Source organism: Dietzia sp. B19, assembly GCF_014145155.1.
Lineage (GTDB): Bacteria > Actinomycetota > Actinomycetes > Mycobacteriales > Mycobacteriaceae > Dietzia > Dietzia natronolimnaea.
The window spans coordinates 2123-10184 of record NZ_JAALED010000413.1; the positions used below are offsets into that span (position 1 = coordinate 2123).

General features: G+C 71.0%; 10 protein-coding genes. All 10 read left to right on the plus strand.

Annotation, left to right across the window (positions count from 1 at the left end; all coding sequences use genetic code 11):
* Window positions 1-607, plus strand: a 607-nt coding sequence (locus G6020_RS11910) for a helix-turn-helix transcriptional regulator (RefSeq protein ID WP_182610777.1), incomplete at its 5' end; no start/stop codon positions are given.
* Between the two features lie 38 nt (window positions 608-645).
* On the plus strand, window positions 646-1848 hold the full coding sequence (gene aroC / locus G6020_RS11915; protein ID WP_182610784.1) for a chorismate synthase: 1203 nt from the start codon (window positions 646-648) through the stop codon (window positions 1846-1848).
* Window positions 1845-2396, plus strand: a complete 552-nt coding sequence (locus G6020_RS11920) for a shikimate kinase (RefSeq protein ID WP_179525359.1) — start codon at window positions 1845-1847, stop codon at window positions 2394-2396. Before aroC ends, G6020_RS11920 begins: the two co-directional genes overlap by 4 nt.
* A 56-nt stretch (window positions 2397-2452) precedes the next feature.
* Window positions 2453-3580, plus strand: a complete 1128-nt coding sequence (gene aroB, locus G6020_RS11925; RefSeq protein ID WP_182610778.1) for a 3-dehydroquinate synthase — start codon at window positions 2453-2455, stop codon at window positions 3578-3580.
* Window positions 3577-4677, plus strand: coding sequence for a M24 family metallopeptidase (locus G6020_RS11930; protein ID WP_182610779.1), 1101 nt, complete (start codon window positions 3577-3579; stop codon window positions 4675-4677). The genes aroB and G6020_RS11930 overlap by 4 nt, the downstream gene beginning before the upstream one ends.
* Window positions 4678-4751: 74 nt before the next feature.
* Complete coding sequence (efp, locus tag G6020_RS11935; RefSeq protein ID WP_182610780.1) at window positions 4752-5315, plus strand: elongation factor P; 564 nt, start codon at window positions 4752-4754, stop codon at window positions 5313-5315.
* A 2-nt stretch (window positions 5316-5317) separates the two neighbouring features.
* On the plus strand, window positions 5318-5863 hold the full coding sequence (gene nusB / locus G6020_RS11940) for a transcription antitermination factor NusB (RefSeq protein WP_182610781.1): 546 nt from the start codon (window positions 5318-5320) through the stop codon (window positions 5861-5863).
* A gap of 68 nt (window positions 5864-5931) precedes the next feature.
* Window positions 5932-6516, plus strand: a complete 585-nt coding sequence (pyrR, locus tag G6020_RS11945) for a bifunctional pyr operon transcriptional regulator/uracil phosphoribosyltransferase PyrR (protein ID WP_179525354.1) — start codon at window positions 5932-5934, stop codon at window positions 6514-6516.
* Window positions 6513-7454 carry an aspartate carbamoyltransferase catalytic subunit gene (locus tag G6020_RS11950; RefSeq protein ID WP_182610782.1) on the plus strand — a complete coding sequence of 314 codons (942 nt, stop codon included), beginning with the start codon at window positions 6513-6515 and terminating at the stop codon, window positions 7452-7454. Before pyrR ends, G6020_RS11950 begins: the two co-directional genes overlap by 4 nt.
* Window positions 7451-8062: amidohydrolase family protein (locus tag G6020_RS11955; protein WP_182610783.1), on the plus strand; the 612-nt coding region annotated here is incomplete at its 3' end. The genes G6020_RS11950 and G6020_RS11955, both read left to right, overlap by 4 nt.

The window sequence follows — 8062 nt, forward strand, 5'->3', positions numbered from 1 at the left end:
CGCGATCGACTCCGTTCTCCGGGACCTCGTCCCCGGCGGCCTGCCCTTCACCGAGGTCACGTTCGCCGGTGGGCGCACCGACGAGACCCTCGCCGCCTACGGCGAGCGGCTGGGCACGGTGCCGTCATCGCCCGGTGGTGGCGACGGGGTCACGGCGGTCTTCGACGCCGTCCACCTCGACCGACCCCTCCCGCAGGGCAGTGCCGGGGCGGTGGCCATGGCCGAGGCGCTCTGCCGGGACCTCGCCGCCACCCGCCGGACCCGCGGGCCGGTGAGCAGCCGTGTCCGCGTCGAGATCACCGGGAGTCTCTCCCAGGGGGCACCCATGACCTCCGTGGCCGCCGCACTGGGGATGAGTCCCCGGACGCTGCGGAGGCGGCTGGCGGACGAGGGCACCTCGTACCAGCGCCTGCTGGGCGACGTCCGGGTCGAGTTGGCGGAGCGGATGCTGGCCACCGGTCTGCTCTCGGTCGAGGACGTCGCGATCCGCATGGGATACGCCGAGGCGTCGAGCTTCATCCACGCGTTCCGGCGCCTCACCGGCACCACGCCACACCAGGCCACCGTCGCCTCCCGGACCCGGACCTCGGCGGCGCCGCGGGCCTGATGTGCCGGGTGAGACCCGGACGTGGGATGATCGGCGGCGTGCTGAAGTGGACCACCGCCGGAGAATCGCATGGCCAGGCCCTAGTGACGATCGTCGAGGGCGTCATCGCGGGGGTCGAGGTGACGAGCGAGCAGATCGCCTCGCAGCTCGCCCGCCGCCGCCTGGGCTACGGCCGCGGCGCCCGGATGAAGTTCGAGGCCGACGCGGTGAGGGTGCTCGCGGGCGTCCGGCACGGTCGCACCATGGGCTCGCCCATCGCGATCGAGGTCGGTAACACCGAGTGGCCCAAGTGGGAACAGATCATGTCGGCGGATCCCGTCGAGCCCGACGCGATCGAGGACAAGGCCCGCGCGGCCGTGCTCACCCGACCGCGCCCGGGCCACGCCGACTTCGCCGGCATGTTGAAGTACGACTTCGACGACGCCCGGATGGTCCTGGAGCGCGCGAGCGCCCGCGAGACCGCGGCCAGGGTCGCCGCCGGGACGGTCGCCCGCGCGCTGCTGCGTGAGGTCCTGGGTGTCGAGGTCCTCTCGCACGTGATCTCGATCGGCGCCTCCGAGCCCTACACCGGACCCGAGCCCACGTTCGCCGACCTGCCGGCCATCGACGACAGTCCCGTGCGCGCGTTCGACGCGGCGAGCGGGGACCTGATGATCGCCGAGATCGAGGCCGCCAAGAAGGCCGGCGACACGCTCGGAGGCGTGGCCGAGGTGGTGGTCCACGGTCTGCCCATCGGACTCGGTTCGCACGTGTCCGGCGAGGAGCGCCTCGACGCCCAACTGGCGGGGGCCCTCATGGGTATCCAGGCGATCAAGGGGGTCGAGGTCGGCGACGGTTTCGAGACCGCCCGTCGACGGGGAAGCGTGGCACACGACGAGATGGTGCGCGGAGCGGACGGTGTGGGACGCCGGAGCAACCGTGCGGGTGGACTCGAAGGGGGGATGACCAACGGTCAGCCGCTCCGGGTCCGCGCCGCCATGAAGCCCATCTCCACCGTCCCCCGCGCGCTGAGCACGGTCGACATGGCCGACGGGTCGGGCGCCACCGCGATCCACCAGCGCTCCGACGTGTGCGCGGTCCCCGCTGCCGGAGTGGTCGCGGAATCGATGGTCGCGCTGGTCCTGGCACGGTCCGTCCTGCAGAAGTTCGGCGGGGACTCGGTGTCGGAGACCCGACGCAACGCGCAGGGCTACCTCGACGCCGTGGCGGCGAGACTGGACTGGGACTCGGATCCGGCATGAGCGATCCGGCACGGCCGGTCGCCGTCCTGGTGGGTCCGCCGGGTGCCGGCAAGACGACGATCGGACGCAAGCTCGCCCGGAGGCTCGACGTGCCGTTCCGTGACGCCGATCAGATGATCGAGGAGTCCGAGGGGCGGTCGATCCCCGAGATCTTCGCGGACGACGGTGAGCCCGCGTTCCGCGCGATCGAGGAGAAGGTCGTGGGGGAGGCGCTCGCGTCCTTCGACGGTGTCCTGTCGCTGGGGGGCGGGGCGGTGCTCTCGGCCACCACCCGCGCACGGCTCCGTGGTCACCGCGTGATCCATCTGACGATCGGGGTGGCCGAGGGTGTTCGTCGGTCGCGCGGTCCGGGCCGTCCTCTCCTCGCGGGCGGGGACGCGACGGCGCGCTACCAGGCGTTGCTGACCGAGCGGTCACCGCTGTACCGCGAGGTGGCGTGGTCGACGGTGAGCACGGAACGCCGGAGTTCGGGCAAGGTGGTGACGGAGATCGTCGACAGGCTCGAGTCCGGTGACCCGCACGCCCGGGGCACAGGGGACCGATCGTGAGTCGGGCGAGAGACGGGTACGAGCGTGAGTAGTCGAGCGATGAGCGGGAGTCCATCATGAACCGAGACCGGAACGACACCGACCCCGTGGTGGTGGAGGTGCGGTCCGCCGATCCGTACCCGGTGGTGATCGGCCGTGGACTGCTGCCGGAGATCCTCAAGGCGTGTTCGACGTCGCGCAACCTGGCGATCTTCCACCAGCCTCCGTTGACCCAGACCGCCGAGGCCCTGCGCGAGCAGCTCGCCGAGGCCGGCGTCAACGCGCACCGCGTGGAGATCCCCGACGCCGAGGCCGGCAAGGATCTGGCAGTGGCGGGGTACTGCTGGGACGTCCTCGGCAAGATCGGGTTGGGCCGCAAGGACACCGTGGTGAGCCTGGGCGGCGGGGCGGCGACGGACCTCGCCGGCTTCGTGGCCGCCACCTGGATGCGCGGGGTCCGCGTGATCCACATCCCCACCACGCTGCTCGCGATGGTGGACGCCGCCGTCGGTGGTAAGACCGGGATCAACACCGACGCGGGCAAGAACCTGGTGGGCAGCTTCCACGAGCCGGCCGCCGTCTTCGTCGACACCGCGACACTCGAGTCGGTTCCGCGCAACGAGCTGATCTCCGGGATGGCGGAGGTGGTCAAGTGCGGCTTCATCGCCGACCCCGCGATCCTCGATCTCATCGAGGCCGACCCGCAGGCGGCGCTCGACCCGACCGGGGAGACGATCGTCGAGCTCATCCGCCGGAGCATCCAGGTCAAGGCCGACGTGGTGGGCCGGGACCTCAGGGAGTCCGGTCCCCGGGAGAACCTCAACTACGGACACACCCTCGGCCACGCGGTCGAGCGGCGTGAGCAGTACCGCTGGCGGCACGGGGCGGCCGTGAGCGTGGGGATGTGCTTCGTGGCCGAGCTGGCCCGCCTGGCCGGTCGTCTGGACGACGCGACGGCCGACCGTCACGCGTCGATCCTGTCCTCTCTCGGCCTACCCACCGGATACCACGACGACGCGTTCCCGCGGTTGCTCGAGCTGATGGCGGGGGACAAGAAGAACCACTCCGGCTTCCTCCGGTTGGTGGTCCTCGACGGACTGGCCCGGCCGGCGCGCATGGAGGCCCCCGACCCGTCCCTGATGACGGCGGCCTACGCCGCGATCTCCGAGGGGAACAAGCCCAGCGGCGGCGGGGTCCTGCTGTGAACGACCGCCTGGCGGCCCGTCGACGTGCGGTCGCCTCCGCGGCCGCCGAGGCGGGAGCCGGTGCGCTCCTGGTCACCGACCCACGGAACATCGCCTACCTCACCGGGTTCCGCGGATCCGGTGGGGCCGTCCTCGTGGAGGACGACGGCGAGGCGGTCCTGTGCACGGACTCGCGGTACGAGCTCCAGGTTGTCGAGCAGGCCCCTGATGTCGGGCACGTGATCTCGCGGGACTACGTCGCCGGGGTGCTCGGACGTCGCCGGGGTCCCGCGGACGCCCCGCTCGCGGTGGAGGCGGACGACCTGACCCTGTCCGCGGCGTCCGCCCTGCGCGGTGTTCTCGAGAAGATCGGGGCCGCCGGGACAAAGGTCGTCGAGACCAGCGGGCTCGTGGAGCAGGTCAGGCGGGCGAAGGACCCGGTCGAGATCGGACTCATCGAGCGTGCCTGCCGGGTCGTGGACGAGTCATGGAACCATCTCCTGGCCCACGGCCTGCTCGCCGTGAACCGCAGCGAGCGGGAGGTCGCCGCGGATCTCGAACACGCGATGCGACGGGCCGGCTCCGACGGGGTGGCGTTCGACACCATTGTCGCCTCGGGCCCCAACGGTGCGCACCCGCACCATGTCCCGGGGGACAGGCTGCTCGCCGCCGGTGATCTCGTCGTGGTGGACTTCGGAGCGACGGTGTCGGGATACGCGTCCGACTGCACCCGCACCGTCGCCCTGGGCGGCGCTGCCGACCGACTCCTCGACGCCTACGAGGTCGTCAGAAGCGCCCAGCTCGCCGGGGTGGCGGCGGTCCGGGCGGGACTGGCCTGCTCGGAGCTCGACGCGGTGAGTCGGGGCATCATCGCCGACGCCGGGTTCGACGGGTACTTCGGCCACTCGCTGGGACACGGGGTGGGGTTGGACGTCCATGAAGCGCCCGCGGTGTCGAGCAGGTCCGCGAGTACACTGTCCGACGGCGATGTGATCACCATCGAGCCGGGGATCTACCTCCCCGGCCTCGGAGGGATCCGAATCGAGGACACCGTGGCCGTCACCGGCGGGGGCGGTAGGTCCCTGACCACCACGTCGACGGCGCTCAGCGTGCTCTGAGCAGCCGTCCCACAGAACATGCGCGCGGCGCCGGTCCCCGGCCGCCCGCCGACGACTCGCGAAGGAGAACGACCATGGCGTCCACCGCCGACTTCAAGAACGGCCTTGTCCTCAAGGAGGAGGGCAACCTGTGGCAGATCCAGGAGTTCCAGCACGTCAAGCCGGGTAAGGGTCCCGCCTTCGTCCGCACCAAGATCAAGAACGTGGTCTCCGGCAAGATCGTCGACAAGACCTACAACGCCGGGGTCAAGGTGGAGACCGCCACGGTGGACCGCCGCGACATGACCTTCCTCTACCGCGACGGTGAGGACTATGTCCTCATGGACGAGAAGGACTTCGAGCAGATCAACGTCTCGCCCACCGTGATGGGGGACGGTGCCCGGTTCCTCCTCGAGAACACCAGCGTCCAGGTGTCGATGCACGAGGGCGTGGCGCTCTTCGCCGAGATGCCCGTCGCCGTCGACCTGGTGGTCCAGCACACCGACCCGGGCCTGCAGGGGGACCGGTCGACCGGCGGCACCAAGCCCGCCACCCTCGAGACCGGCGCCGAGGTCCACGTGCCGCTGTTCATCAACACGGGCGACAAGCTGCGGATCGACACCCGCGACGGCCGTTACCTCAGCCGGGTGAACGCCTGACCATGGCGGATGACGCAGAACACCGGCGCCGGGGATCGAGGTTCCGGGCCCGCAAGCGCGCGGTGGCCCTGCTGTTCGAGGCGGAGCTCCGGGACGCCGACGTGGTGGCGCTCGCCGAGGAACGCCGCCGGATGGGCGAGCAGTCGCAGGAATTCCACGACGTCGCCTCGTACACCATGGACATCGTCACGGGCGTGGCGGAGCGGTTGGACCGTCTCGACACCATGATCGCCGAGCACCTGCGGGAATGGACGCTCGATCGCCTCCCGGCAGTGGACCGTGCGGTGCTGCGCGCCGGGGCGTGGGAGCTGTTGTTCGGCACCGAGGACGTGGACTCGGCCATCGTGATCGACCAGTCGGTGCTGCTGGTCGCCGACCTGTCCGCCGAGAAGTCGGTGCCCTACGTCAACGCCGTCCTCGACCGCATCGCCGGGCTCGCCGAGCACATCCGGGCGGCCGAGCGCGCGGTGTCCTCGCTGGACCCGGCGCCGGCCGTAGACGTGTCGGAGGCCACCCCCGACCCGTCGGAGACCGGAACCGAGGACTGATAGAGTTCGGTCCGAAAACTATCCCTTTAACGAGCCGTCCAGCGAGGCGGACAAGGAGGTGGTGATCGGTGAGCGCTGACGGTCCGGAGACGACCTCGGTTTCACTCTTCACGTCTGACGACGTCGCCAGGACGATATCCCGCCTGGCACACCAGATCATCGAACGCACGGCCGCGGACGCACCGGATTCGGGTCCGGTCGTCCTGCTCGGCATCCCCACCCGTGGTGTGCCGCTCGCGCACCGTCTGGCCGAGCGCATCAGGGAGTTCAGCGGAGCCGCCGTACACGCCGGTTCACTCGATGTGACCCTGTACCGCGACGACCTCGCCGGTGGCCCCCACCGCCCGATGAGCCCGACCACGGTCCCGGCCGAGGGCATCGACGGAGCGACCGTCATCCTGGTCGACGACGTCCTCTTCTCCGGGCGGACCATCCGGGCGGCATTCGACGCGCTGCGGGACCTCGGCAGGCCCGCCCGCGTCCAGCTCGCCGTCCTGGTCGACCGCGGGCACCGCGAACTCCCGATCCGCGCGGACTACGTCGGGAAGAACGTCCCCACCTCGCGCGAGGAGGGCGTCTCGGTGCGGCTCACGGAGACGGACGACGTCGACGCCGTGGTCCTCAGACGGCCGACACCGGAGGACGCCAGGTGAAGCATCTGCTCTCCGCCGCCGATCTGGACCGCGACGCGGCGCTGTCGATCCTGGACGAGGCCGGCCGTCTCAAGGAGACGCTCCTCGGGCGCGAGGTCCGCAAGCTGCCCACCCTCCGGGGCAAGACCGTCCTGACGGTGTTCTACGAGAACTCCACGCGCACGAGGGTCTCCTTCGAGACCGCCGGCAAGTGGATGAGTGCCGACGTCATCAACGTCTCCGCGAGCGCCTCCTCGGTGCAGAAGGGGGAGTCGCTGCGGGACACGGCCATGACACTGACCGCGGTCGGTGCGGACGCGCTCATCGTGCGTCATCCGGCTTCGGGGTCCGCCCTCCAGATCGCCGGCTGGGTCGCCCCCGGCGGCGTCGGGCCCTCGGTCATCAACGCCGGTGACGGCATGCACGAGCACCCGACCCAGGCGTTGCTGGACGCGATGACCATCCGCGAACGACTGGGGGGGATCGAGGGCCGCCGGGTGGTGATCGTCGGCGACATCCTGCACTCGCGGGTGGCCCGGTCGAACGCGCTGCTGCTGTCGACCCTCGGTGCCGAGGTCGTGTTGGTCGCGCCACCCACCCTGCTGCCGGTGGGGGTCGGGGACTGGCCGGTCCGGGCCTCGACCGACCTCGACGCCGAGCTGCCCGGCGCGGACGCGGTGATGATGCTGCGTGTCCAGGCCGAGCGGATGAACGGAGGGTTCTTCCCGTCCGCCCGCGAGTACGCGGTGCGGTACGGCCTGGGGCCCGCCCGTGCGTCCCGGTTGCCCGAGAACGCGATCGTCCTGCACCCCGGACCGATGGTCCGGGGGATGGAGATCGGGTTCGACACCGCCGACGCCCCGTCGTCAGCGATTCTCCAGCAGGTCACCAACGGCGTCCACGTACGCATGTCGGTCCTGCTCCACACCCTTGTCGGAACGGAAGGAAACCCCGAGTGAGCGCCCTCGAACCCCCGACCCTGCTGCTGCGCCGGGTCCGGCCCTACGGGGAGGGCGACCCCGTCGACGTGCTCGTCAGGGACGGGCTCGTCGCCGCGATCGGACCGGACGCCGGTGAGGATCTCCCTGACGACGTCGAGACCCACGACATGGCCGGCGCCGTCCTGCTCCCCGGGTTCGTCGACCTCCACACCCACCTGCGCGAGCCCGGACGGGAGGACACCGAGACGGTGGCCACCGGGTCGGCGGCGGCGGCGCGGGGCGGGTACACCGCGGTGTTCGCCATGGCCAACACCCAGCCTCCGCAGGACAACCAGACCGTCACCGACTCCGTGTGGCGGATCGGCCGGTCCGTGGGCCTGTGCGACATCCACCCGGTGGGAGCGGTCACCGTCGGACTCAAGGGGGAACAGCTCACCGAGATGGGTCAGATGGCCTCCGGCGAGGCCCGGGTCAGGGTCTTCTCCGACGACGGCATGTGCGTCTACGACCCGTTGGTGATGCGCCGCGCCCTCGAGTACTCGGCGGGACTCGGTGTGCTGATCGCACAGCACGCGGAGGAGCCACGCCTGACCAAGGGTGCGGTGGCGCACGAGGGGCCCACGGCC

Coding starts and splice junctions, on each gene's coding strand:
- G6020_RS11920 (WP_179525359.1), top strand. CDS start 1,845: ATGAGCGATCCGGCACGGCCGGTCGCCGTCCTGGTGGGTCCGCCGGGT.
- aroB (WP_182610778.1), top strand. CDS start 2,453: ATGAACCGAGACCGGAACGACACCGACCCCGTGGTGGTGGAGGTGCGG.
- efp (WP_182610780.1), top strand. CDS start 4,752: ATGGCGTCCACCGCCGACTTCAAGAACGGCCTTGTCCTCAAGGAGGAG.
- nusB (WP_182610781.1), top strand. CDS start 5,318: ATGGCGGATGACGCAGAACACCGGCGCCGGGGATCGAGGTTCCGGGCC.